The organism is Methylosinus sp. DMC45, from assembly GCF_056313885.1.
Genome location: NZ_JBQUZK010000046.1, coordinates 131,322 through 156,261, shown reverse-complemented (window position 1 = coordinate 156,261; position 24,940 = coordinate 131,322). Strand labels below are relative to the sequence as shown.

Annotated in this window: 23 protein-coding genes; 7 read left to right on the top strand and 16 right to left on the bottom strand. The window is 66.2% G+C overall.

All coding sequences use genetic code 11. The annotated features are described in order from the left end of the window. Positions 1-27 precede the first annotated feature (27 nt). Both ACT53T_RS14645 and modA read right to left on the bottom strand, forming a co-directional pair. Positions 28-1,551, bottom strand: a complete 1,524-nt coding sequence (locus ACT53T_RS14645; RefSeq protein ID WP_476161756.1) for a TldD/PmbA family protein — start codon at positions 1,549-1,551, stop codon at positions 28-30. Positions 1,552-1,604: 53 nt separating this feature from the next. After that, complete coding sequence (gene modA, locus ACT53T_RS14640) at positions 1,605-2,405, bottom strand: molybdate ABC transporter substrate-binding protein (protein ID WP_476161755.1); 801 nt, start codon at positions 2,403-2,405, stop codon at positions 1,605-1,607. 213 nt (positions 2,406-2,618) lie between these two features. Between modA and ACT53T_RS14635 the strand changes: the two genes are divergently transcribed. Both ACT53T_RS14635 and ACT53T_RS14630 read left to right on the top strand, forming a co-directional pair. Further along, complete coding sequence (locus ACT53T_RS14635; RefSeq protein WP_476161754.1) at positions 2,619-3,500, top strand: substrate-binding domain-containing protein; 882 nt, start codon at positions 2,619-2,621, stop codon at positions 3,498-3,500. A gap of 121 nt (positions 3,501-3,621) precedes the next feature. After that, on the top strand, positions 3,622-4,038 hold the full coding sequence (locus tag ACT53T_RS14630; protein ID WP_476161753.1) for a group III truncated hemoglobin: 417 nt from the start codon (positions 3,622-3,624) through the stop codon (positions 4,036-4,038). A gap of 17 nt (positions 4,039-4,055) precedes the next feature. Here ACT53T_RS14630 and ACT53T_RS14625 read toward each other — a convergent pair whose 3' ends face one another. Continuing rightward, positions 4,056-4,898: a hypothetical protein gene (locus ACT53T_RS14625; RefSeq protein ID WP_018266393.1), complete on the bottom strand. Its 843-nt coding sequence runs from the start codon at positions 4,896-4,898 to the stop codon at positions 4,056-4,058. A gap of 278 nt (positions 4,899-5,176) precedes the next feature. Here ACT53T_RS14625 and ACT53T_RS14620 point away from each other — a divergent pair, with 278 nt between their 5' ends. Next, the gene (locus ACT53T_RS14620; RefSeq protein WP_476161752.1) at positions 5,177-5,497 is read left to right on the top strand and encodes a hypothetical protein; all 321 of its coding nucleotides are present in this window, start codon (positions 5,177-5,179) and stop codon (positions 5,495-5,497) included. Between the two features lie 136 nt (positions 5,498-5,633). Further along, positions 5,634-6,122, top strand: coding sequence for a TOBE domain-containing protein (locus ACT53T_RS14615; protein ID WP_400769460.1), 489 nt, complete (start codon positions 5,634-5,636; stop codon positions 6,120-6,122). Here the strand turns inward: ACT53T_RS14615 and ACT53T_RS14610 are convergent. The 6 genes from ACT53T_RS14610 to ACT53T_RS14585 form a co-directional block, all read right to left on the bottom strand. Further along, positions 6,037-6,453, bottom strand: coding sequence for a winged helix-turn-helix domain-containing protein (locus tag ACT53T_RS14610; RefSeq protein ID WP_018266396.1), 417 nt, complete (start codon positions 6,451-6,453; stop codon positions 6,037-6,039). The genes ACT53T_RS14615 and ACT53T_RS14610 overlap by 86 nt on opposite strands. 86 nt (positions 6,454-6,539) lie before the next feature. After that, the gene (locus ACT53T_RS14605) at positions 6,540-7,409 is read right to left on the bottom strand and encodes a xanthine dehydrogenase (RefSeq protein ID WP_400769462.1); all 870 of its coding nucleotides are present in this window, start codon (positions 7,407-7,409) and stop codon (positions 6,540-6,542) included. Between the two features lie 169 nt (positions 7,410-7,578). Beyond that, positions 7,579-7,914 carry a cupin domain-containing protein gene (locus tag ACT53T_RS14600; protein ID WP_476161751.1) on the bottom strand — a complete coding sequence of 112 codons (336 nt, stop codon included), beginning with the start codon at positions 7,912-7,914 and terminating at the stop codon, positions 7,579-7,581. 47 nt (positions 7,915-7,961) lie between these two features. Continuing rightward, positions 7,962-9,134: a DNA methyltransferase gene (locus ACT53T_RS14595; protein WP_476161750.1), complete on the bottom strand. Its 1,173-nt coding sequence runs from the start codon at positions 9,132-9,134 to the stop codon at positions 7,962-7,964. Positions 9,135-9,289: 155 nt separating this feature from the next. Then, entirely contained in the window at positions 9,290-9,922 is a 633-nt protein-coding gene (locus ACT53T_RS14590) for a ribonuclease HII (RefSeq protein WP_476161749.1), read from the bottom strand. Between the two features lie 81 nt (positions 9,923-10,003). Beyond that, positions 10,004-11,185: a PA0069 family radical SAM protein gene (locus tag ACT53T_RS14585; protein ID WP_476161784.1), complete on the bottom strand. Its 1,182-nt coding sequence runs from the start codon at positions 11,183-11,185 to the stop codon at positions 10,004-10,006. Positions 11,186-11,554: 369 nt separating this feature from the next. On the opposite strand from ACT53T_RS14585, the gene ACT53T_RS14580 reads away from it, so the two are divergent. Beyond that, entirely contained in the window at positions 11,555-13,054 is a 1,500-nt protein-coding gene (locus tag ACT53T_RS14580; protein ID WP_476161748.1) for an ATP-binding protein, read from the top strand. 92 nt (positions 13,055-13,146) lie between these two features. Here ACT53T_RS14580 and scpA read toward each other — a convergent pair whose 3' ends face one another. From scpA to ACT53T_RS14565, 3 genes are all read right to left on the bottom strand, one after another. Beyond that, entirely contained in the window at positions 13,147-15,312 is a 2,166-nt protein-coding gene (gene scpA / locus ACT53T_RS14575; protein ID WP_476161747.1) for a methylmalonyl-CoA mutase, read from the bottom strand. Positions 15,313-15,406: 94 nt separating this feature from the next. Then, entirely contained in the window at positions 15,407-16,216 is an 810-nt protein-coding gene (locus ACT53T_RS14570) for an SDR family oxidoreductase (RefSeq protein WP_476161746.1), read from the bottom strand. 213 nt (positions 16,217-16,429) lie between these two features. Next, positions 16,430-17,341, bottom strand: coding sequence for an aspartyl protease family protein (locus ACT53T_RS14565; RefSeq protein ID WP_476161745.1), 912 nt, complete (start codon positions 17,339-17,341; stop codon positions 16,430-16,432). A gap of 157 nt (positions 17,342-17,498) precedes the next feature. On the opposite strand from ACT53T_RS14565, the gene ACT53T_RS14560 reads away from it, so the two are divergent. Next, positions 17,499-18,080 carry an EF-hand domain-containing protein gene (locus ACT53T_RS14560; protein ID WP_476161744.1) on the top strand — a complete coding sequence of 194 codons (582 nt, stop codon included), beginning with the start codon at positions 17,499-17,501 and terminating at the stop codon, positions 18,078-18,080. A gap of 89 nt (positions 18,081-18,169) precedes the next feature. Here ACT53T_RS14560 and ACT53T_RS14555 read toward each other — a convergent pair whose 3' ends face one another. From ACT53T_RS14555 to ACT53T_RS14540, 4 genes are all read right to left on the bottom strand, one after another. Next, complete coding sequence (locus ACT53T_RS14555) at positions 18,170-20,062, bottom strand: methyl-accepting chemotaxis protein (RefSeq protein WP_476161743.1); 1,893 nt, start codon at positions 20,060-20,062, stop codon at positions 18,170-18,172. A gap of 253 nt (positions 20,063-20,315) precedes the next feature. After that, a complete protein-coding gene (locus ACT53T_RS14550; protein ID WP_400769481.1) occupies positions 20,316-20,672 on the bottom strand; it encodes a c-type cytochrome in 357 nt (118 codons plus the stop codon). A 25-nt stretch (positions 20,673-20,697) separates the two neighbouring features. Beyond that, complete coding sequence (locus ACT53T_RS14545) at positions 20,698-21,915, bottom strand: LL-diaminopimelate aminotransferase (RefSeq protein WP_018266410.1); 1,218 nt, start codon at positions 21,913-21,915, stop codon at positions 20,698-20,700. Positions 21,916-22,067: 152 nt separating this feature from the next. After that, on the bottom strand, positions 22,068-22,451 hold the full coding sequence (locus ACT53T_RS14540; RefSeq protein ID WP_400769484.1) for a hypothetical protein: 384 nt from the start codon (positions 22,449-22,451) through the stop codon (positions 22,068-22,070). A 218-nt stretch (positions 22,452-22,669) separates the two neighbouring features. Here ACT53T_RS14540 and ACT53T_RS14535 point away from each other — a divergent pair, with 218 nt between their 5' ends. Beyond that, positions 22,670-24,928, top strand: coding sequence for a PHA/PHB synthase family protein (locus tag ACT53T_RS14535; protein WP_476161742.1), 2,259 nt, complete (start codon positions 22,670-22,672; stop codon positions 24,926-24,928). Positions 24,929-24,940: the final 12 nt, after the last annotated feature.

Sequence of the window (24,940 nt, the reverse complement as noted above, 5' to 3'; positions counted from 1 at the left end):
GGGAGGGGGCTCTCGGCGCGAGGAAATTCAGTCGCGCGCTGTGTTCAGCACCGTCACGCCGCGGAAGCGCGCCGCCGGCGCGCCATGCGAGACCGGCGCGAGCTGCATCGGCTCCGCCTTGCCGCAAGTGAAGGTGCCGCAGAGCCGGTAGGTGGAGGCGTCGCCCAGTCCGTCGAGCGAATTCCAAAACGGAATGGTGCGGCCCTGATAGGCGGCGTCGCGCACCGGCTCGCCGAGCTCGCCGTCGCGGATCTCGTAGAACATCTGCCCGCCGAATTGGAAATTGTCGCGCTGCTGATCGATGCTCCAGCTTCCCGCGCCGACGATATAGAGCCCCTTCTCGACGCCGCCGATCAGCTCTTTCAGCGCGCAGGCTTCAGGATTGGGCGCGAGCGAGATATTGGGCATGCGCTGAATGGGGAAAGCGGTCGGGTCGTCCGCATAGGCGCAGCCATTGGAGCGCTCGGCGCCGATGAGATGCGCCTGTCCCATCGCCATCTGATAATTGCGAAACACGCCTTTGGAGACGATCTCGAATTCCGCGCGCGCGCGCGGCGCGCCATCGTCGTCGAAGGCGATGCTGGCGAGACCGCCCTCCTGCGAGCGATCCGCCTTGATCGTCATCAGCTCGCTGCCGAAGCGCAGATTGTTCAGCATATGCGGCTTGACGAAGGAGGTGCCGGCGAAATTCGCCTCCCAGCCGAGCGCGCGATCGAGCTCTGTGGAGTGGCCGACCGTCTCGTGAATGGTGAGCCAGAGATTGGTGGGATCGATGACCACATCCGTCACGCCCGCCTCGACGGGCTTGGCGCCCAGCTTTTGGCGCGCATCCTCGACCGCCTGACGCGCCTCGCCGAGGAGATCGCAGGAGAGCGCATAATCCCAGCCGGCGGCGCGCGCCGGCGCGAGGCTCTCGCGCGTTGCGAAACGGCCAGAGGCCTTGTCGAGCAGCGTGACCTCGAAAGAGGGCTGCGTGCGCGTGCGCGACTGAAAGATGCGGCTGCCGCGGCTGTCGGCGAAGAGCCGCTCCTCTGTGGCGAAGGCGAAGGAGGAGACGCAATAATCCGCGCCCGCCGCCAGCGCCGCGGCGTTGACCGCCACGAGGCGCTCGACCTTGGCGGGCGCATCGACCGCGAAAGGATCGACGCCGAGCGGCATGATCCATTCGGCGACATGCGGCTCGGTCTCCTCGAGCCGCACGGGCGTGGCGCGGATCGGCGCGACGGCGCGGGCGTTGTGAATGGCGCGCTCCACCGCCGCGGCCAGGGCGCCTCGCTCCAGCGAGCGCGCGCCATAAAAGCCCCAGCAGCCGTCGACGAGCACGCGCAGGCCGAAGCCGGGGCTGACGCTCTCGAAAAATTCGTCGAGCCGCTCTTCCTTCGCCTGGATGAATTGGCGGCGCGTCTCGCCGAGGCGTATGTCGGCGTAGCTCGCGCCGGCGCGGCGCGCTGCGGCCAACGCCGTCTCCGCCAGCTCGGCGAGAAGGTTGCGATCGAGACGAAACGGCGCGGCCGTCCGCGAAAGCTCTTTGGGATTATGCGCTACGGTCATGGTTCCCTCGCCGCCGAAGGATAGACTGGGAGCGGCGGCGAGGGAAAGCCGATTCAGCGAAGAACGGCGAAGCCCTGCTTCTTGTAGAAGCCGGCGGCCTCCGGTCCCTTCAGAAAGGCGAAGAATTTCGCCGCCGAGTCGCTGGTCGAAGAGGCGGTCAGCGCGATGGGATAGACGATCGGCGGATGCGAGGAGGCCGGGAAGGTCGCGACGACCGAGACCTTGGGATCCGAATACGCGTCGGTCAGATAGACGATGCCGAGCGGCGCCTCGTCGCGCGCGACGAAGAGAAGCGCGGCGCGCACATTCTCGGCGAAGGCGAAACGCGATTCCAAATCTTCCCACAGGCCGAGCTTCTGCAGCGCCGCCTTGGCGTATTTGCCCACAGGCACCGAGGCCGGATCGCCGGTGGCGATGCGGCCGCTGTCGCCGAGCGCGCCGAGCAGCGAGGCCTTGTCCAGCGTGATCTTCTTCGTGTTGGCGACCTTGGGCGCGATGACGACGAGGCTGTTGCCGAGCAGATCGACGCGCGAGCCCTCCTTCAGCAGCCCACGGGAGGAGAGATAATCGGCGGAAGCGGCGTCGGCCGAAATGAAAATATCCGCCGGCGCGCCCGATTCGATCTGCTTGGCGAGCGGCAGGGAGGCCGCATAGCTGATGGTGACCTCGACGCCCGCCTTTTTCTTGAAGGCGGCGGCGGCCTCGTCCAGCGCATTTTTCAGGCTCGCCGCGGCGAACACGGTCACGGTCTTGGCGCCGGTCGCCTTATCGGCCGCAGGAGCCTCTGCGAAGGCGGGCGTGAAATTCAGCGAGAGAAAAGCGGCGACGAACGCCAGACTTGCCATTTTGACCATGAGAACTGCTCCGATGATCGGCCCCGACAGGTGAGCCTTGTCTTACTTATGCATATATTCTGCCTATTTGTGAGTCTTTCACATAATTTCACATAAGAATAACAGACCGCGCCCAGCGCCGGAGCGCGCCCCCTGGGCAATGACAGGGATGAGCGGGCGATTGTCGACGAAGGTCGGCTATGTTAATTTTCCGCGTCTCGGAAAAAACGCACAATGTCTGAATTTCTCACCACGCGGGAGCTCGCCGCGCTGCTGCGCGTCAAGGAACGCAAGGTCTATGATCTCGCCGCGGAAGGCGCGCTGCCGGTGCGCCGCGTCACTGGAAAGCTGCTGTTTCCGCGCCTCGAGATCGAGGAGTGGCTGGCCGCGGGCGCGAGCGGCCGAGCGCCGCGCGGCGAAGGCGCGGCTGCGCGCCCGCTCGTCGTCGCCGGCGGCCATGATCCGCTGCTCGAATGGGCGCTGCGCGAATCGCGCTGCGGCGTCGCGGCGCTGCTCGACGGCGCGCTGGACGGGCTGGAGCGCGCGGCCATGGGCGGCTGCATCGCCGCCGGGCTGCATATTCCAGAGCCGGAGGACGGCTGGAACGTCGAAACGGTGCAGAGACGGCTCGCGGGCGAGCCGATCGTCGTCATGGAATGGGCCAAGCGCCGCCGCGGGCTGATGTTTCGCAAGGGCCTCCCCCGCCGAATCGACGGGCTCGCCGATGTGCGCGACCTCGCCTTCCAATCCCGCCAGCCCGAGGCCGGCAGCGAGCTCGTGCTCACCCAGCTGCTCGCGCGGGCGGGGATGAAGCGCGAGCATTTGCGCCTCGTTCCCGCCGTGGAGCGCTCGGAGACCGATCTCGCCTCCGCCATCGCCGCCGGCGGCGCCGACGTCGGCCTCGGCCTCGAGGCCTGCGCGCGCCAGTTCGGCCTCGATTTCGCGCCGCAAATCGTCGAGCGCTTCGATCTCGTGGTCTGGCGCAAAGCCTATTTCGATCCGCCCTGGCAGACGCTCATGCGGTTTTGCGCGAGCGAGGCGTTTCAGGAACGCGCCGCGCGGCTCGGCGGCTATGACATCTCGCAATCGGGCGCCGTGCGCTTCAACGCGGATTAGAGCGTCGCCAGCCGAAGCGGACGCCGGTTCGGCGTTGGAAACGCGTCAAAAACAAAGACTCTGGCGGAGCGCGCGCTGGCGCCCGCATTGCTGTATCGCCAAAGGAATAGGAGGAGAGACAATGTCAGCTTCCACCGAGGCGACCGCCGAGCCGACGACGCTCGAGGCCGCGATCACGACCTGCGTGCGCGCCTTCTACGACAAAGGCCTGGCCGATCCGCTGCTGGGGCCGATCTTCAGCGCGATCCCAGAGCTCGACCAGCATCTCGATATCATCGCGAATTTCTGGTCCAAGTCGCTGCTCGGCACAGATCGCTACCAGGGCCATCCTTTCGCCGTTCACATCAACCTGCCCGTCGAGCCGGAGCATTTCGCCCGCTGGGTGGAGCTGTTCATGCAATCGGCCCGCGAGAATCTCCCCTCGGCTCAGGCCGAGGAGGCCATCGCCAAAGCGACACATATGTCACAATGCTTCCAAGGCGGGCTGTTTCCCTTCACTGGCGCGGATGGCAAGCCCTCGCGCCTGCCCCCGCACTGAAGTGATAGGGCGGCCCCTCAGATCGAGAGGCCGCCGCCGCCCTCCAGAAACGCGTCCCAGGAAAAGGGCGTCCAGCCTTCCGCCTGCATCTCGATCGCGAAGGAGACGCCCCGCGCGATGAGTCGGTTGCGCGCGGTCATGCCGGCGACCTGAGCGCCGGTCGAGGCGGCGATGTCGGCGAGCGGCGTGCCTTTGGCGACCGCCCTGCCCTGCTTGATGATGCCGCGAATGCGGCCGCCATAGGGAGCCGGCACGGGAGCGCCGTCGATCTCGCCGAACGCCTCTCCCGCCTCGACGATATTGCCTATGTCCTTGTACATCTTGAAGAGTCCGGCGACAGGCGCGCGCACGGGCTCCGCCTCCGGCGGATCCGCCTCGCAGCTCGGGCCGGGGCCTTCGCCGGGACGCCTTATCGCGCCCGGATCCTTGCCATAGGCGTCTATGGCGAGATCGCAGCTCTCGCCGGGGATCGAGCCCGGCGCGACGCCAATGGTGAGGCCGGCGAGATTTTTGACGGAGAACGGGTCCTTGCGCGGATTCATCTCCGCATCGACGACGACCTCCCAGGGCCAGCGCTCGAGAATTTCGTTGAGCGGATGCGTCAGCACCGGCACGAACATGCGGCTGCGCAGGCCGAGCATGAATTCGGCGACGAGATCGGCGCGGCGCGCCTCCACGCCCTCCAGAACGCAGGAGCCGTCGAACCAAGCGTCCGAAAACGTCATCTTGCGGCGGAGATCGGGCGGCGGAGCGGCCTCGTGGACGGCGACGATATGATCGGCGAGGAACAGCTCGCGCGCTATGGCGGATGCGGTTTCGCCGATGCCGAGAACGAGAACGCAGGAATGTCTCTCTGACATGACGGGCTCACTTCGGCTGAGGTGAAGAGGGATTGTGGACCCTAGCAAGAATCTGGCCTTTGTCGCGAAATCGGCGCCAGCCGGACCGAGGCGCGCCGCCTCGGCGCGCTGCGCCCGAATGCCGCAGGGGCGGACCGCCAGTCTGGAACTTTTGCAATATAGTTTGGTATACGGCTCGCATAGGACGAAACGTCTCGGGCGGAGACGCCGGCTCGGCCGGCCCGTCGCCGGCCCGACAAGTCGGAGAACGCCGCGAGCCGGCGAATATGGAGGACGATGTGCAACCGAATGTTTCTTCAGACGTCACGACCGAAGCCGGCCATGTTGTCGCGAATATTCCCGCGGCTGTCGAGCCGGTGGAAAAGGACGCCAGCGTCGCGACCGCGGTCGGCGACGCCGTCATCATCATGGTGCGCTTCCGCCCCGATACGACTGTCTGGGAAATCAACGGCCTTCCCGCTCATCTCGACAAGCAGGCCTGGTTCACGCTGCTGTGCAAGCGCGCGGGCTCCAAGTTCGAGACGCGCGCCGGCGGCCGCGGCTATTTCCGCCTGACCCGCGCGGAATATGAGGCGATCGCCGCTCGCAACCCGAACTGATCCTTCGAAGCGGGCGCCGCCGAGCGGCGTCCGCCCCTAGAGCAAAAAAGCGCGCAAAAACGCCTTTCCAGCGCCAAAACGGCCGCTTTTCTCACTAAAATGTGAGATTGGCGCATTTCTCGCTAGTTCGGCGATCATGCTGGACAAGACATCGCCGCTCTTTGCGCAGACCCACCATTACGTCTCGATTTTCCCGGCGCGCGTGCTGCGGCACGACCCGGACATCGGCCTCTCCACGCTGCTTTTCGCCGGCGGGGAATTGCGCGTGCCTCTGGTCGACGCCGTCGTGGGAACCGCGATAGAGGTGGAGATCGACGCGCGCGACGTCTCCATCGCCCTCTCGCGGCCGATGGATGTCTCCATACTCAATCGCCTTCCCGGCGCCATTGTCGAGCTGGATTTTCTGCCGCCGCCCTTCACGCGCGCGCGGCTTTCGCTCGGCGGAGCCCATGTGGACGCGCTGATCACGCATGAATCGGTCGAGCGGCTCGCTCTGGTCGAGGGACTCTCGGCCTGGGCGATGATCAAGACGGTCGCCGTCAGCGGCCGGACGCTCGATCCCGACGAGGCTCCGCTTCCGCGTCAGTGGCCGACTTCTGATAGGACCAGTCGAGCGCGCCGATGATCTCGTCCAGCGTTCGCTTGGCCGAATTGGCCGCGTGACGCTCGATCGAACGGTAGACGCCCACCAGCCGCTCGCCGAAAGGCGTGATCTCCGCCCCGCCCTCGCGCCGGCCGGGGAAGGTCGCCACCACCGGACTTTCGAAGGTCCGATTGAGCGCATCCACCGACAGCCAGCACTTGCGATAGGATAGGCCGAGCGCCCGGCTCGCGCCGATGATCGAGCGTTCCTTGCGCAGCGCGTCGATCAGCTCGAGATCGGCCGGAGCGAGAACTCCGCCATTGGGCAGCTTCAAAATAACGCCGACCTGCGGCGCATCCACTTCTGTTCGCATCGTTCCGCGCCTCCACGACGCCGCGATCTGTATCGAACAAAATATAGCTGAAAGACGACGATCCTGTCACATTGGCAACAGGATTGTCAGTGGGCGACGAAGGGCCCCTCGACCGGCGTCGCATCGCGCTTGGCGAGCTCGATGCGGATCGCGCGGCCCACGGCGCTCGCGACCAGCCCGGATCGCTCGTCTATGCCGGTCCATTTCGCCGAGCGGCCGCGCGGATCGATTTCCAGCAGCTTGCACCCGGCCGGAATCTGGAGGCCGTCGCGGACGACGCCGCGCAGCACGCCATCCAGCGGCGCCGTCACCGGCTCGCCATCCAAATGGCCGACGACGAAATCCTTGAACACGCGGACGCCGATATCGATCGCCGAATGCCACAGGCCGGGCTTGCTCGAATAGACGAAGCGCTCCTCGCCGACATCGCCGAGGCGGTTCGGCACATGGTCGGCCGGCTCGGTCGCGCCCTCGTGAACGATGAGGCCGGCCTGCGACGGCTTGGTCTCGATCGCCACGTCGCAATTGCGGCCCACGGCGAAGTTCGGCCCGAGGCCCACCGCGACTTTGGCGAGATGCCGCAGATCCGGCGTCGCGCGATATTTCTGCATGCGCGCATCGACCAGCGCATGGGCCGTGCGAACCGCCGCGAGATCGTGAAACTGCAGCGGCGTCACCGCGACCTTGGTCGTGTAGTCGAGTATCTCCACCAGCTCCATCGTCGAATCGGCGCGCTCGGCCTCGACCCCGTCGAGCGTGATGCGCTCGCCATAGAGGCAATCGTGAAAGGCCATCTGACGACGGATGACGGGCGGGAAGGCGTCGTGGCTCAGCACGCAGGCCCAGCCGATCCGATTCATATGCACGGCGACCGCCGAGGCGATCTCATTCGTTCCCAATATGACAGCCAGCGGCCGTTTTCGCCGCGGCGTCTCGAATTCGTGTCGAGGGCGCATCGCTCACTCCTGATCTCGCCAGGGGATAGCAAGCCGCGCGCCAGCGCTATGGCATTTATTTTCCGATTTTATTTCAACGCTCTATGGAATTTTCCGACACGGCGGGCGGGAAGCGCACCTATATTGTCACGTATATAACAGTGACGGTTTTCAGCCTTTTGTCGCAGCGTCAGGCGCCCTCGGCGCGAAAATGGACAGCGAGCCAGACGGTCGGCAAGCTCTCATCCGTCCATTCGACGCGATGTCGGCGATGCGCCGCGATCTCGAGATAATCGCCGGGGGCGAGCGTCAGCACCTCGTCACGCCCCTCGAAGCGCAGCCCCGCCGAGCCGGCGAGCAGGATCACCCATTCCGCCTCGTCCTGATCGTGCCAAAATCCGGGCGGGCTCGCCTGGCCGAAGGAGACGATGCGCTCGACGCGCATGTTCGGAGCGGCGAGCAGCGGCAGAAACTGCTCCTCCTCCGCCTTTTCCGGCAGATCGACGAAAATATTTTTCAGTCGCATGCGTCTTCCCGCGGCTCGCGCCGCGCCGCGGGGCGTCGCTCTCGCGACTATTCCGCGGCGTCGCGCAGACGCGCGCGGGCGACCGCGCGCAAATCATCGATCGGCGCGAGGCCCTCGCCCGATTCGAAATGCCAGAAGGTCCAGCCATTGCAGGCGGGAAGGCCCTGCACCAAGGCGCCTGTCTTGTGAATGGAGCCGACGATGGGGCCGATCGACAAAGCGCCATCGGCCCGCACGACCGCCTTGTGGCGTCCTTTGGCGTCGGTGAGCGTCGCGCCGGGGGCGACGAGGCCGGCCTCGACGACGCTGGCGAAAGCGATGCGCGGCTCATTGCGCTTGGACGGCGCGGGCGCCACGGCCTCGGCCGGCAGCGGCGAGATCGCCGCTATGCGCGCGCGCGCCGCGGCGGCGTAGACCGGCTCGCGCTCTATGCCGAGATAGTCGCGGCCGAGCAGGCGCGCCGCCGCGCCCGTGGTGCCGGAGCCGAAGAAAGGATCGAGCACCAAATCGCCGGGATTGGTGGCGGCGAGCATGATGCGGGCGAGCAGCGCCTCGGGTTTTTGCGTCGGATGCGTCTTGCGGCCGCTCGAATCCTTGAGACGCTCGCCGCCCGAGCAGATCGGCAGCAGCCAGTCCGAGCGCATCTGGCAATCCTCATTGCCGGCCTTCAGCGCCTCGTAATGGAATGTGTAATTGCGCGCCGAAGCGTCGCGCGCCGCCCAGATCAGCGTCTCATGCGCATTGGTGAAGCGACGGCCGCGGAAATTCGGCATCGGATTGTTCTTCCGCCACACGATGTCGTTCAGGATCCAGAACCCGAGGTCCTGCATGATCGCGCCGACGCGGAATATATTGTGATAGGAGCCGATGACGAAAATAGTGGCGTTGGGCTTCATGGCCCGCCGGGCCGCCGCCAGCCAGTCGCGGGTGAAGGCGTCATAAGCGGCGAAATCGGCGAATTTGTCCCAGTCATCGTCGACCGCGTCGACGACGCTCTGATCCGGCCGGGTGAGCCGATTGGCGAGCTGGAGATTGTAAGGAGGGTCGGCGAAAACGAGATCGACGCTCGCCTCCGGCAGGCCGAGCATGACCTCGACGCTGTCGCCGACGACGACCTCGTTACGCGACATCGCGCGAGGCGACCCGTAATTCGACGTCCCAGTACGCGAGACCTTTATCTGGGACTTGGGGCGGGCCGCCCCGACGCGCGCGCTACTCATGAACAATCACCGGCTACGCAACCAACGATGCGAACAATGCCCGATCGCGGTAAAAGCCGGGTTTAGAAAGCCCGTGCGCGGCTGTCTCTTTTCCGCACGCCTTCGTTAAGAAATTCCATTTTCACCAGATATTTACGAACGCTCATGACAGGCGGTCAGAGGGCGGCGGCCTCGCGGCGCGGCGCGCGCGGCTCCCGCAGCGGCGCGAAGCTCATGCGGTGAAAGGGCGTCGGCCCATGGGCTTCGAGGGCGGCGAGATGCTCGCGCGTGCCATAGCCGGCGTTGGTCTCGAATCCGTAATGGGGATAGAGCCGGGCGAGGCGGCGCATCTGGCTGTCGCGGGCGACCTTGGCGACAATCGACGCGGCGGCGATAGAAAGAGAGAGCGCGTCTCCTTTCACGATCGCCTCGCCCGGACAGGCGAGCTCGGGCAGGTCGCGGCCGTCGACCAGCACGAAGCCCGGCGCGATATGAAGCGCGGCGACGGCGCGCGCCATGGCCAGCAGCGCGGCGCGGCGAATGTTCAGCCGATCGATCTCCTCGACGCTGGCGAAAGCGACGCCGATGGCCAGCGCGCTGGAGACGATTCGCTCGAAGGCGGCGTCCCGCGCCTTGGCGGACAGAGCTTTCGAATCGTCGACGCCATCCGGCAGCCGATCTGGATCGAGAATCACGGCCGCGGCCGCGACCGGGCCGGCCAACGGCCCGCGCCCGACCTCGTCGACGCCGGCGATGGGTCGAGCGCCGCCGCGCAGGACGCGCGTCTCGGTGAAAAAATGGGGAGGCATGCTCGCTCGGCTCGTCGAAAAAGGGCGGCTGAAACAAACACAGCGGCGGAGCCGGAGCAATCAGCCCCGGCGCGCCTTTTTTTAAAAAAGGCTCAGCTGCTCGGCGTCGCTGCGCGGCGGCCGGAACAGATCGGCGCGCAGCCGCGTGCGGGAGAAGCCGAGACGCTGCGCCGCCAGCTCGAAACGACGGCCGATCATCCAGGCGTAAGGGCCGTCGCCGCTCATGCGCTTGTCGAAGGAAGGATCGTAGAGCTTGCCGTCGCGCGCCGAGCGCACCAGCGAGAGCACATGCCGGGCCTTGGCCGGAAAATGGGTGACGAGCCATTCGCTGAACAATTCGCGCAGCTCGAGCGGCAGCCGCAGCATCACATAGCCGGCCTCGCGCGCGCCGGCGGCATGGGCGCGCGTCAATATGGTCTCGATCTCGGCGTCATTGATCGCCGGAATGATCGGCGCGACCAGAACGGCGACCGGAATTCCCGCCTCGGCCAGCCGCTCGATCGTGGCGAGCCGCCGCTCCGGCGAGGCGGCGCGCGGCTCCATCGCCCGCGCCAAGGCCGGATCGAGCGTCGTCATCGAGATCGCGACCTTGACCAGCCCCTTGCGCGCCATGGGCGCGAGAATGTCGATGTCGCGAACGACCAGAGAGGATTTCGTCACTATGCCGATCGGATGATCGGCGCGGCTCGCCACCTCGAGCAGGCCGCGGGTGACGCGATAGCGCTTCTCGAGCGGCTGATAGGGATCGGTGTTGGCGCCGATGGCGATGGTCTTGGGCGAATAATTGCGCGCCGACAATTCGCGCTCGAGCAATTGCGCCGCGCCTTCCTTGACGAAAATCTCCGTCTCGAAGTCGAGGCCCGGCGAAAGGCCCATATAGGCGTGGCTGGGACGCGCATAGCAATAGACGCAGCCATGCTCGCAGCCGCGATAGGGATTGATGGAGCGATCGAAGGAAATATCCGGCGAGTCGTTGCGCGTGATGATCGTCTTCGCCCGCTCGGCATGGACATTGGTGTGAAACTCGGCGAGCTCTTCCAGCCCATTCCATCCGTCGTCGGTCTCGACGCGCCGCTCGCGCTCGAAACGCCCGCTCTCATTGGAGAGCGCGCCGCGTCCGCGCCGCCGCGCCGGATCGACGATCGGACGCTCCTCGCTGGAAAAATTCACGACCGCGCCGATCGCCTCGCGGCTCAGCTGCGCCGCCCGGCGCCAGTCGCTCTTCTCCGATTTCTCGATCAGACGTTTGGCCGAGCTCGCCATGGCGATGATCTCCTTGCCGGCTCTGCGGCCGGCGTCTCGCCGGTCTCGCTTCGGCTCGCGGCGCGAGACGCCCATGCGCGACACTGGGGCGCCTCGCGACCGCGAGCCTCGATGCGACGCAGCTACTTACAACTCTAGGGGACTTGTTTACGCACGCTAGGAACATTTGACGAACAAGAGAACACATACGGAACACTTTGGGCCGTGTCAAGCGCCGACGCAGCCGATCACAAAGCGCGAGGCGGAGAGAAACCTCGCCGGGCGCGCTCTTGTCCACAGGCGCAGCGGCGCGGTTGAACGCGCGGCGCGAATCGATGTTTAAGTCCGCGCCATGATCCTTCCCTCCTTCACGGCCGGAGCGGCGCCGAGATGACGGCGCCCGCCAAGGTTTCCATCGATCTCGGGACCCGCGCCGATGGCGGCGTCGCGACGCTCGATCTCGAGGAGCTGCTGGCGACCCGCCTTCTGGTGCAGGGCAATTCCGGCTCCGGCAAATCGCATCTGCTGCGCCGCCTGCTGGAGCAGAGCGCGCCCTGGGTGCAGCAGGCGATCATCGATCCCGAGGGCGATTTCGTCACGCTGGCCGAGCGCTACGGCCATGTGGTGGTGGACGCCCGCTGCGGCATCGCCGATCTCACGCGCATCGCCGCGCGGGCGCGCCAGCACCGCGTCTCTGTCGTGCTCGATCTCGAGGGGCTGGACGCCGAGCAGCAGATGCACGCCGCCGCCGCTTTTCTCGGCGGGCTCTTCGACGCCGAGCGCGACCAATGGTATCCGCTGCTCGTCGTGGTCGACGAGGCGCAGCTCTTCGCGCCCGCCGTCGCCGGCGAAGTGTCGGACGAGGCGCGCAAGGCCTCGCTCGGCGCCATGACCAATCTGATGTGCCGCGGCCGCAAGCGCGGTCTCGCCGGCGTCATCGCCACGCAGCGGCTCGCCAAGCTCGCCAAGAATGTCGCGGCGGAAGCGTCCAATTTTCTCATGGGACGCACCTTTCTCGACATAGACATGGCGCGCGCCGCCGATCTGCTCGGCATGGAGCGGCGGCAGGCGGAAATGTTCCGCGATTTGCAGAGCGGCAATTTCGTCGCGCTCGGCCCGGCCATGGCGCGCCGCCCGCTGCCCGTGCGCATCGGCCCGGTGGAGACTTCCGCGCGCAATGTCAGCCCGCGGCTGCTGCCGCTGCCGGAGGCCGGCGCCGACGACGCGCATCTCATTTTCACGCCCGGCGCCAATGAAGCGCGTTTCGAGACGCCGCGCCGGCCGCCGCCGCCCGCGCCGACCGCCGATGTGCTGGCGCGGCTCGCCCGCAGCGCGCCGCCGGCGCCGCCCGCCGCCGAGCCGCCGCCGAGCATTTCACCCGAGCAGCGACAGGCCGCGATCGATTCGGCGCTGCGCGAGATTTTGAGCGACAGCGACGCCAATTTCCGCACCATTGCGGTGCTCTATCAGGATTTTCTGGTGCGCTGCCGGATTCGCCGCATCGGCGGCGAGCCCTTGAGCCTGCCCGCCTTCCGCCGTCGCCTCGCCGTGGCCCATGCCGGCATAGAGCTCGCCGAAGCCGAATCCGAGGATTCGCCCTGGGCCGAGGTTCTCGCAATGGCCGGCGCGCTGCCGGAGGATATGCAGGGCGTTTTTCTGTCGCTGGCGCGCGCGGCCTTCGACCGCCGCCCCTGCCCTTCCGACGCCGATGTCGCCAGCGCCTATGGCACGCGTTCGCCGGGGCGGGCGCGGCGGCTGCTCGCCTATATGGAGGAGCGGCAAGCGATCGTCTGCCGTCTCGACCAGCGCGGCTGGCGCATCGTCGCCATTCCCGGCGTCGCTTGGGAGACCGAGCCCGGCGATCCGGCCGCAGAGGCGGCCTCGGGCTGACAAAATTCAGAGTGTAGAAATTGATGCGAGCCTGAAGGCTCGCGGTCCAAAGCGCTCCCTGGACCGCGAGCCTTCAGGCTCGCTCGATGAACCTATTGCCGAACTGTCTCCCGCTGCGCATAGCCGAGGCGGACGTTCAGCTCTTGCAGCACTTTCTCGGCGGCCTCTGGAATATTGGTGCCGGGCGGGAAGATCGCGGCGGCGCCGGCGTCATAGAGCGCCTGGAAATCCTGCTCGGGAATGACGCCGCCGACGACCATCATCACCTCCTCGCGTCCGGCCGCCTTCAGCGCGTCGCGCAATTCCGGCGTCAGAGCGAGATGGCCGGCGGTCATCGTGTTCACGCCGACGATATGCACCTTCTCTTCCGCGGCGCGCTTGGCCACTTCTTCCGGCGTCGCGAAGAGATCGCCGATCACCACCTCGAAGCCCAAATCCGTGAAGGCGGAGGCGATGACCTTCTGGCCGCGATCATGGCCGTCCTGGCCGAGCTTGGCGACGAGGATCTTCGGCTTGCGCTTTTCATTCTCGGCGAAGGCCGCCGTCATGCCGCGCACGCGCGCGACCTTGTCGCAATCGGCGCCGGCCTCGCGCGCATAGACGCCGGAGATCACATTGGCCTTGGGCTTATGGCGGTCGAAGACTTTCTCGAGCGCATAGGAGATTTCGCCGACGCTGGCCTTGGCGCGCGCGGCCTCTATGGCCAGCGCCAGCAGATTGCCGTCGCCCTTAGCGCCTTCCGTCAGCGCGTCGAGCGCGGCTTGCGTCTTGGCCTCGTCACGCTCGGCGCGCAGGCGCTGGAGCTTGGCGATCTGCGCGGCGCGCACGGCGGAATTGTCGACCTTCAGCACATCCGGCGCGACGTCATTGTCGGGGCGGAACTTATTCACGCCGACGACGACCTGCTGTCCCGTGTCGATGCGCGCCTGCGTCTTGGCGGCGACTTCCTCGATGCGCTGCTTCGGCAGGCCGGCGGCGATCGCCTTGGCCATGCCGCCGAGGCTCTCGATCTCCTCGATATGCTTCCACGCCGCCTCGGCCAGCTCGGCGGTCAGCTTCTCCACATAGAAGGAGCCGCCCCAAGGATCGATGATGCGCGTGGTCCCGCTCTCCTCCTGCAAGACAATTTGGGTGTTGCGGGCGATGCGCGCGGAGAAGTCGGTCGGCAGCGCCAGCGCCTCGTCCAGCGCATTTGTGTGCAGCGATTGCGTATGGCCTTGCGTCGCCGCCATCGCCTCGACGCTGGTGCGGATGGCGTTGACGTACACGTCCTGCGCGGTGAGCGACCAGCCCGACGTCTGGCAATGGGTGCGCAGAGTCATGCTCTTCTCGGTCTTGGCGCCGAGATCCTTCATCAGCCGCGCCCACAACAGGCGCGCGGCGCGGAGCTTCGCCACCTCCATGAAGAAATTCATGCCGATGGCGAAGAAGAAGGAGAGCCGCGGCGCGAAAGCGTCGATATCGAGCCCCGCGGCGACGCCGGCGCGCACATATTCGACGCCATCGGCGAGCGTGTAGCCCAATTCCAGATCGGCCGAGGCGCCCGCCTCCTGCATGTGATAGCCGGAGATCGAAATGGAGTTGAACTTCGGCATATTCTTGCTGGTGTAGGCGAATATGTCCGAGACGATGCGCATCGACGGAAACGGCGGGTAGATATAGGTGTTGCGCACCATGAATTCTTTGAGAATGTCGTTCTGGATCGTGCCGGTGAGCTGCGCCGGCGGCACGCCCTGCTCCTCGCCCGCCACGATGAACAGAGCGAGCACCGGAAGAACGGCGCCGTTCATCGTCATCGACACGCTCATCTGCTCTAGCGGAATGCCGTCGAACAAAGTGCGCATGTCATAGATGGAATCGATGGCGACGCCCGCCATGCCGACATCGCCGGAGACGCGCGGATGATCGCTGTCATAGCCGCGATGGGTGGCGAGATCGAAGGCGATGGAGAGGCCCTTCTGCCCCGCCGCGAGATTGCGACGGTAGAAGGCGTTGGAATCCTCGGCCGTGGAGAAGCCCGCATATTGGCGGATGGTCCAGGGCTGGGCGACATACATGGTCGGATAGGGCCCGCGCACGTAAGGCGCGACGCCGGGATAGCCGTCGATGAAAGAGAGGCCGTCTATGTCCTGCGGCCCATAGGAATTCTTGACTTCTATGCCCTCGGGCGTCAGCCAGCGGCGCGGCGCGGCGGCCTCCTTCGGGGTCGCGGCGACGGGAGCGAAGGCGATTTTGCTGAAGTCGGGAATTTGGGACATTTCTTTCCTCTGACGGCTCCGTCAGTCTATTAGCGAAAAGCCGCGGCCGGCGCAAAGGGCGGCCAGGGCGCGAGGATCGCGGCGGGACGAACCCTCACCCGAGCGCTCTGGCGATCAGCGCGTCGAACGCGCTCTGAGGCAGAATTTTCTTCAAAACCAGCACGATGCGCTGGAAAAACGGCCCCACGAAATAATAGCCTTTCGGATGATCGCCGGACAGAATCTCATCGATCAGCGCGGCGACGGGCTCCGGCGTCGACATGTTCTTCATGAACTTGTCTTTGCCTTTCAGAAACTTGGCGAAATCTCCGGCATAGGCGCCATGCAGCGTCCCCTCCGAGATGACGACATTCTCCGTCATCCGCGTCTTGAACAGGCCCGGCGACACATCGACCACCCGGACGCCCGAGGGGGCCAGCTCCCGACGCAGGCTTTCCGTCAAGCCGCGAACAGCGAATTTGGAGGCGGCGTAATGGCCTCCGAACTGCGTGCCGATCGATCCGCCGAAGGAGCTGATGTTGACGATGACGCCCTTGCTGGCGCGAATGGCGGGCAGCGTCGCCTGGCACACCCTCAGCACGCCGAACAGGTTCGTCTCCATGATTTGCCGGGCTTCCGCCATAGGAACATCCTCGACCGATCCGCGCGTGCTGACGCCCCCGCTATTGATGACAGCGTCGATGCGACCGCTTTTCTCGAGAATGAGCGCCACGCCGTCGCGGACGGAGTCGTCGTCGTCTATGTCGATGCGCAGCGTTTCATAAGCCTCCGCCGGCGGCGCCGACCGCGATGCGCCAAAAACGCGCCAGCCCGAAGCCGCCAGCCGTTCCGCGCAGCATTTTCCGATGCCCGAGGAGGCGCCGATGATCAACACAGTTTTTCGATCCGAACTCGAAACGCTCATCGACTATCTCTTTTTGAAGTCGCCGTCGAAATATTTGAAAAATGCGTCGACGACACGGCCGAGAAACGCTCTCACGAGCGACACATTACAGAAATAATGCAAAATTCTCGTGAAAATGCAACTATCTACGCCGCCCGACGCGACGCTTTGCGATCCCGATGCAGCATCCAAATAGGAAAGTCGAGCGAAGAAAAGCGCTCTCGAAGAAAGAAGCTACCTCCCCACCGCCTTCCACCGCGGTCCCTCCGCCCCGAAATCCAGCTCCCATCGAAACCGGCTCAGCACATCGAAGCCGAGGATGATCGCCGCCTCGCCGCCGAGCGCCTCGCGCAACGGGCCGAAATCATAGGAGACGAAGACGACGTCCTTCAGCACGCGTCCCGCGCCTATGTCTATCTCCTTGACCTTATAGACCTTCGCGTCGATCTTCTTGCCGGAGGCCTCGCTCACCTTGGCCTTTTTCTTCACCGGGACGAACAGCCCCTTGTGCCGCTCCAGAAAGCGGCGATCGACGGCGGAGATTTCGGCCCCCGTGTCGAAGAGCCCGACCGCCTCCGTCTTGCCGAGGCGCGCCTCGAGGCCGACGAGCTTCTGATCCGGCCACAGCCTGCGGAAGGGCCGCCAATCGGCGCCGTCGCTCTCGGGAAAAAAGACCATCTCGCCGCCCGTAAGATCGAGCGAGAAGCGCGCGCCTTGGAAGAAATCTAGGCCGAGCAGATCGTCTCCGTCCGAGGTCGCGCAGCGGGTGACGCGATATTTGGCCCGGCCGATATTATTGCCCTGCGCCGCCTTCAGCTCGACATTGGCGGCCTCCACATCCTCGCAGCGGGAAGCAACGCCCGAGGCGCTGGTGGACACGCTGGCGCCCAGCGCCGGAAAGCCGGCGTTCCAGGGCGCGAGCCTGATGCGGCTGGTGGAGGCGGCCGTGTCCAGCCGCATCGGCCCCATCACATTGCCGAAGCGCATGGTGACATAGGCGCGGCCGCCGTCATCGGCGCCATGGACCACATTCAGCGAAACGATGGAGCGCTCCATGGCGCGCTCCTGGGCGCGCGCCGGCAAGGCGCAGAGGAGCAAGTCGCAGAAGAGAATGAGCGGCAGAAAAAGCGTGAGGATTCTCGGCATGGCGCGGCGGCTCCGTCCCTGCGGGGAAGGCGTCTATAGCGCGGCGCGGCGCTTTCGTCTGCCGCGGAAAACCGCGCCGCCCGCGCAAAGGCCGTGCTATTGCAGAACCGCCGGCTCTCGCCGCGGGCGGGACGGCGCCAGGCTTGGAGGTCATCTCATGCGGCATGCGGCGATCCGGCTCGCGACGGTCGGACTATTGGCCTTGGTTTCGAGCGCGGCGCTCGCGCAGCATCGGTCGCGCGGCGTTCCCGCAGACGCGCCCCGCGCGGGCGGAGGCGGCGGGCCGGACGATGTGCTCGCCACGTCGAGCGAATGGGGCGGCGCCGGCGGCGTCTATACTTGCGAGCAGTGGAAGCAATATCTCGAGCGCATGTTCCGCCTCGCCGACAAGCGCAAGCGCGGCTTCATCGACGCGCAGGATTTCGAGGTCATTCCGCGGTTGAGCCCGGTGTTTCACGCGGCGACCTTCGACTATTTCGACATGGCCGGAAAAGGCCGCGTCACCCGCGCGGAATTCCTCGCCTTTCCGAGCCCTTTCTTCGCGCGCTATGACCGCAAGAAGAGCTGCCGCGTCTTCCAGGAAGAGCTGGCGCGGGCGCAGGGGCCGAGCGCCGCGCCGCAATCGCCGTCGCCGAACGCGGGCGGCGGCTTCCCCGGCAGGAGCGGCGGCGGTTTCGGCGGCGGCTATGGCGGGGGCGGATTCGGCGGCGGGGGCGGAGGCGGCGGCTTCGGGCGCTGAGTCGGGGGTGACGAAGCCCCCTCCCCGACCCTCCCCCGCTATGCGGGAGAGGGGGTAGATTCCGCGTGTGATGTAAAGTTTCGTGAGCCTCAGAACTCGGCCCACTCTTCCTCCTGCGGCGCCTCCTTGCGCACGGCGGAGCCGGAGCGCGAGGTCGCGACACGCTTCAGCATGGGCCGCGAGGGCGCGCGCGTCTCGACCTCGCCGATTTTGAAGCGCGCGACGAGCTGCACCAGCTCGGCGCTGTCCTCGGCGAGCGAACGGGTCGCCGCATTGGTCTCCTCGGACATTGCGGCGTTCTTCTGCGTGACCTGATCGATCTCCTGCACCGCCGTGTTCACCTCGCGCAGGCCGGTCGATTGCGCCTCCGCACTCGACGCTATGCCGGTGACGACGACATCGATGCGATTGACCTGCTCGACGATGCGATGCAGCGAGGCGCCGGTCTCGGCCACCAGCGCGACGCCGTCCTGCACGCGCGTGTTGGAGGCGGCGATGAGATCCTTGATCTCCTTGGCGGCCTCCGCCGAGCGCTGGGCGAGCGAGCGCACTTCCGTCGCCACCACGGCGAAGCCGCGGCCGGCCTCGCCCGCGCGCGCCGCCTCGACGCCGGCGTTGAGCGCCAGCAGATTGGTCTGGAAGGCGATCTCGTCGATGACGCCGATGATCTGGCCGATCTGCTCGGAGGATTTCTCTATGCCGCTCATCGCCTCTATCGCGTCGCCGACGATCTTCTCGCCCTTGACCGCGTCGGTCTTGGCGTCGCCGACGATCTCGCGCGCCTCGACGGCGCTCCCGGCGGCCTTGCGCACCGTGTCGGTGATCTGGCCGACGGCCGCGGCCGTCTGCGCCAGCGTCGCCGCCTGCTGCTCATTGCGCTGCGACAAATCCTCGGCCGCGCGGGCGATCTCGCGCGTGCTGGAGCCGATCGCGCCGCTCGTCGTCACAATGCCGCGCAGCGTGTGCTGCATGCGCTCCACGGCGGTATTGAAGCGCGCGCGGAGCTTCTCGTAATCCTTGATGAACTCCTTCTCGAGCCGCACCTCGAGATCGCCCTCGGCGAGACGCTCCATGGCGGCGGTGTATTCGGCGAAGAAGAAGTCGCGGTTCTCGATATACCATTTCGCGCCGGCGGCCTTTTCTTCCAGCTTGGCGGCGGCGGCGGCGTTCTGCTCGGCGGCGCGCGTCTCGGCGAGACGCACCTCCTCGAGCTTGTCGCGGAATATGGCGATCGCATCTCGCATTTCGCCGATCTCGTCGCTGCGGCTCATCACGGGCGGCTTGTCCAATGTCTGGCCGCGCGCGAGCCTGGACGTGTAATTGGCGAGCGTGACGATCGGCCTCACGACATGGCGATGGGCGATCAGGCCCGCGCCGGCGAGAAGGCACAAAATAGCGATCGTGGCCGCGAGGCTCGCAATGTCGGAGCGATCGCCGAGCAGAGCGGCGTCCTTCTCCGTCGAAGCGGCGAAAGCGTTCGCCGCTTCGACCTGGCGCGTCTCGAATGCGCGATAGGCGCTGAAGCCTGCGTCGAGTCGATCCATGGAGGCGGCCACGCCGGCGCCGTCGCCGCGCTCGAGCGCCGGAAGAAACGCGTCGATCTCACGCCAGAAGGCGTCGGCCGTCTCTGTCGCCGGCCCTTTGGCGAGCGTCAACAGCTCGGCCGGCAGCAGCTTCGACTTGGACCAGAAGGCGCGACGCTCCTCATATTCCTTGCGCAAGGAAGCGAGGCGCGTCTTCGCCTCGCGCGCGTCGATCCTGTAGGTCGCGGCGAGCTCGACGTCGAGATAGGCTTCCAAAAGGGAGAACGGAGGCGGCAGCGCATCCGCGACGAGATCCTTGCCCGCGGCGATCGTCTGATAGGCGTGTCCGCCGATGCGCAGCTCGTCGAGAATATAGCGCCCGGCGCCGGCGGTTGCGAGGAAAGCGAGAAAAGCGACGGCGGCGAGCAGGCTCGCGGCGCGAGAAATCGACAGGCGCATGAAGTGCCTCCGGGAGAAGAGCCGCTCGGAGACGATGAATGTCCTGGCGGCGAATGTCGGATGGGAGAGAGACGGCTCGCGGAGATCTTCCGCGATCGAGCACAGCCGGATCGGCGCCGGAATGAAGAAACGGCGTCATGCCTTCGGGCGCATGCCCGCCGCATGCGCTCGATCCTCCATGCGACGAAATTACGCAGCAGGCATTAAGAAATCATGCAATGCGCCGGCGCGCATGCGCCTCGCGCCACGGGCGTCACTTGCGCTGGATCGACGCAATGTAGTCGAGCAGCGCCTCGATTTGCGCCGGCGAGAATTCGAAGCGCGGCATGTCCAGCCCGCCATGGCCGACGACGATGCCTTCGGCCAGCGCCTCCTCGAGATTTTCGAGCGGATATTTCTTCGTCAGCGTGCGGAAGGGCGGCGAGGCCGGATTGGGGCTCTTGCCTCGCGTTCCGGTCGCATGACAGCGGCTGCAATTGGCCTTGGCGATGGCGCGGCCGCGCTCGATCTGCGTGTGCTGCGTGTCCTGCCGCTTGTCTTGCGGCTCGTCCAGCGCGAGAGCCGCGCCGGCGGCGAGAATGGCGGCTATCGCCACGAAAATGCGAACCATGCCGCCCTCCCCTTCGCTCGCTGCGTCAGCCGCGCGCCTGCAGCGGCACGACATTGTGCAGCGTCGTCTCCGCGCCCTCGAAGAAGCGGCGCAGATTGCGCGCCGCCTGGCGAATGCGCTGCTCATTCTCGACCAGAGCGAGACGCAGATAGCCTTCGCCATGCTCGCCGAAGCCGACGCCCGGCGCGACGGCGACATCCGCCTTCTCGATGAGGAGCTTGGAAAATTCGAGGCTGGTCATGCCGGAAAAGCGCTCCGGGATCGGCGCCCAGACGAACATCGACGCGGAAGGCGCCGGGATCGGCCAGCCCGCCTGCGCGAAGCTCTCCACCATCACGTCGCGGCGCTTCTTATAGATGGCGCGCATCTCCTTGATGCAATCGTCCGGGCCGTTGAGCGCCGCGGTCGCCGCCACCTGCACCGGCGTGAAGGCGCCATAGTCGAGATAGCTCTTCACCCGCGCCAGCGCGGCGCACAAACGCTCATTGCCGACCGCGAAGCCGATGCGCCAGCCGGCCATGGAGAAGGTCTTCGACAGAGACGAGAATTCGACGGCTATGTCGATCGCGCCATTGACCTGCAGGATCGACGGCGGCGGATTATCGTCGAAATAGACCTCGGCATAGGCGATGTCGGAGAGCACGAATATGTCGTGCCGCTTCGCGAAGGCGACGAGATCCTTGTAGAAATCCAGCGAGGCGACCGTCGCCGTCGGATTGGCCGGATAGCAGACGACGATGGCGATGGGCTTGGGAATGGAATGGGCGACCGCCTTTTCCAGCGCATGGAAGAGCTGCGGCGTCGGATCGGCCGGCACGGAGCGGATGACGCCGCCGGCCATCAGAAAGCCGAAGGCGTGAATGGGATAGGACGGATTGGGCGCGAGGATCACATCGCCGGGCGCGGTGATCGCCTGCGCCATATTGGCGAAGCCTTCCTTGGAGCCGAGCGTCGCCACCACCTGCGTCTCGGGATCGAGCTTCACGCCGAAGCGGCGCTCGTAATAGCCGGCCTGGGCGCGGCGCAGACCGGCGATGCCCTTGGAGGCCGAATAGCGATCGGTGCGCGGACGGCCGGCCGTCTCGACCAGCTTCTCGATCACATGGCGCGGCGCGGGCAGATCGGGATTGCCCATGCCGAGATCGATGATATCGGCGCCGCCGGCGCGCGCCTTGGCCTTGAGCCGATTGACCTGCTCGAAAACATAAGGGGGAAGCCGCTTGATGCGATAGAAGTCCGACATCGCCTATTTCCGTTGAAAGCTCCGCCGACCTCGTTTCGAGGCGCGGCGGACGAGTATGGCGCGAAACCCTTTCGAAAGAGCTAGAGCGCTGTCCGCTCGAACGGGATGTTCGAAACGACCAGAATTCGCGTCCGACGAAAGAATCTAGCGCGCTATTGCGCGCTCTGGCGCTGTTTCGTCTCGGCGCGCCGCTCTTTCGGCGCGTCGGGAATTTTGACGCGGGCGCCGCGGGCGCGATTGGCGGCCGCGGCGGCGATGAGCTCTTTCTCGAGCTCGGCGGCGCGGGCGGCGCTCTTCTTGACGTCTTTCTTGACGTCGGCCGCCGGCGTCGGCGCGGCGAAGGGCGTGTAGCCGGTCGCCCCATTGCGCGAGCGCTCGACGAAATCGGCCGGGGCCGGCGGCGGACGCCGCATCTCCATTCCCTCGAAGAATTTGCCGATCGACTCGCCCGCGGTCTCGGACCCCGCTTCCTGCGCGCGCGCGCCGCCCGCGGCGACGGCGAACAGGGCGAGGCAGATCGCGAGACGGCAAATCATCGGCTTCTCCAGAGGCTGGCCTCCGTCATAGTGCGACAATGCGGCTTTGATAAGGGGGCGCCGATATGGGGGCTCCCGCCCTTCCGCGACGCATCGCCGCGCTTAAGTATTGGAGGAAGCGCTTTTCTCCGTGAGAGACGGTTTCCGAACCTTCGCGGGATATGCTCTAAGGAAGAGACGAGGCCGGCGGCGCGAAGCCGCCGAGGACAGGACAGCCCATGACCGCACAAAGACGTTCGCCAGCCGGAGCCAAACGGCGGCCGCCGCTTCACGCCGCGGCCGAGCCCGAGGCCGAGCCCCGGGTCGAGCCCCGAGCTGCGCCAGCGGCGCCGAAGGGGCGCGCCGCGGCAGGCGAGCGAACGTCGACGCTCACGCTGGAGGGCCGCGCGCCCAAAGGCGACGGCGCGGTGAAAAAGCCCGTGGCAGCGGCGCCGGCGAAACCGGCGGCGAAAGCAAAGTTGAAAAAGCCGGCCCCGGCCATAGCCGCGCCGGCGCCCCGCCACGCCGTCGCAAAGGATGCAGAGGCCGATCGTCACGCCGCGCTCGAGGCCGCGGCCGCGCTGCTGGCCAGCGCCGTGGAGGAATTGTCCGAGGAGCAGCGTCGCCTGCTGGTCGACCGGCTGGCGCGCCGGGCGCCGGAGCCCGAGCCCCAGCCCGCGCCGGCCGCCGCGCGGCAAAAGCCGCCGGCTCTGACCACGGCCGCGCCGAACGCGCATGATTTCGAGATTTTTGCGGAAAATCTCGCTCGGCTCGTCGATCAGGGCCGCAAGGCGCTGGCCGCCGCCATAGGCGGGATGGAGCCGGGCGACACGCGCAGCGAGCTGGCCAGCAATGTCGCCGACGCCGTCAAGACGCTGGGCGTCGTCGCCGAGCGCTGGATGGCCAAGCCGGATCAGGCCTACGCCGCCCAGGCGACGCTCGTCGCCGGCCTCACCGATATTTGGAGCCAGACGCTGCGCCGCTTCTCCGGCGAGGACACGCCGCCGATCGTGCCGCCGGACCCCAATGACAAGCGCTTCGCAGCGCCGGAGTGGAACGACAATCCCTTCTTCGACTGGCTGCGCCAATCCTATGCGCTGACGACGCGCTGGGCCGGCGACGCAGTGGAGCGCACAGAAGGGCTCGACCCGCAGGTGAAGGCCAAGGCGGCCTTCTACACGCGGCTCGTCGCCAGCGCGCTGTCGCCCTCCAATTTCGTCGCCACAAATCCCGAGCTGCTGCGCGCCACGCTCGACGCGCGCGGCGAGAATCTCGTGCGCGGCATGAAGATGCTGACCGAGGATCTCTCCGCCGGCCATGGCATGCTGAAGCTGCGTCAGAGCGACGAGAGCAAATTCGAGCTCGGCGTCGATATGGCGACCACGCCCGGCAAGGTCGTCTATCGCACGCCGGTGATGGAGCTCATCCAATATGCGCCGTCGACAGAGACGGTCTATGAGCGCCCGCTGCTGATCGTGCCGCCCTGGATCAACAAATTCTATGTGCTCGATCTCAATCGCGAGAAGAGCTTCGTGCGCTGGGCGACGGCGCAGGGCCTCACCGTCTTCGTCATCTCCTGGGTCAATCCCGACGAGAGCCAGGCGGAGAAAGGCTTCGACGCCTATATGAAGGAAGGCGTGCTCGCCGCGCTGGACGCGGTGCAGCAGGCGACAGGCGCGAAACATGTGGCGGCGGCCGGCTATTGCGTCGGCGGCACAATGCTCGCCGCCACGCTCGCCTATATGGCCGAGAAGGGCGACGATCGCATCGACAGCGTGACCTTTCTGGCGACGCAGGTGGATTTCACCGACGCCGGCGACATGCAGGTCTTCATCGACGAGGCGCGCCTCGCCGCGCTCGACGAGGCCATGTCGCGCACCGGCTATCTCGAAGGCGTCAAAATGGCGACGACCTTCAATCTTCTGCGTCCGAATGAATTGTTCTGGACCTATTTCGTCAACAATTACATGAAGGGCGTCGAGCCGGCGGCTTTCGATCTCCTCACCTGGAACTCCGATTGCACGCGCATCCCGCGCGCGAACCATCTCTTCTATCTGCGCTATTGCTACATAGAGAATGCGCTGTCGCAGGGCCGCATGGTCATAGACGGCGTCACGCTCAATCTGCGCAAGGTGAAAATTCCGATCTATGAGCTCGCCGCCAAGGAAGATCACATCGCGCCGGCGCGCTCCGTCTTCACCGGCGCGAAATATTTCGGCGGCGAGGTGCGCTATGTGCTCGCCGGCGCCGGCCATATAGCGGGCGTCGTCAATCCGCCGGCCAAGAACAAATATCAATATTGGACCGGCGGCCCGCCCGTGGGCCTCTATGAGGATTGGGCGAAGACCGCCCATGAGAACAAGGGTTCCTGGTGGGGCGACTGGCTCGCCTGGATCACCGCGCAAGCGCCGCAGCGCGTGCCGGCGCGCATCCCCGGCGGCGGGAAGCTGAAGCCGCTCTGCGACGCGCCGGGGGAGTATGTGCGGGTGCGGGGGTGAGGGGGCGAACGC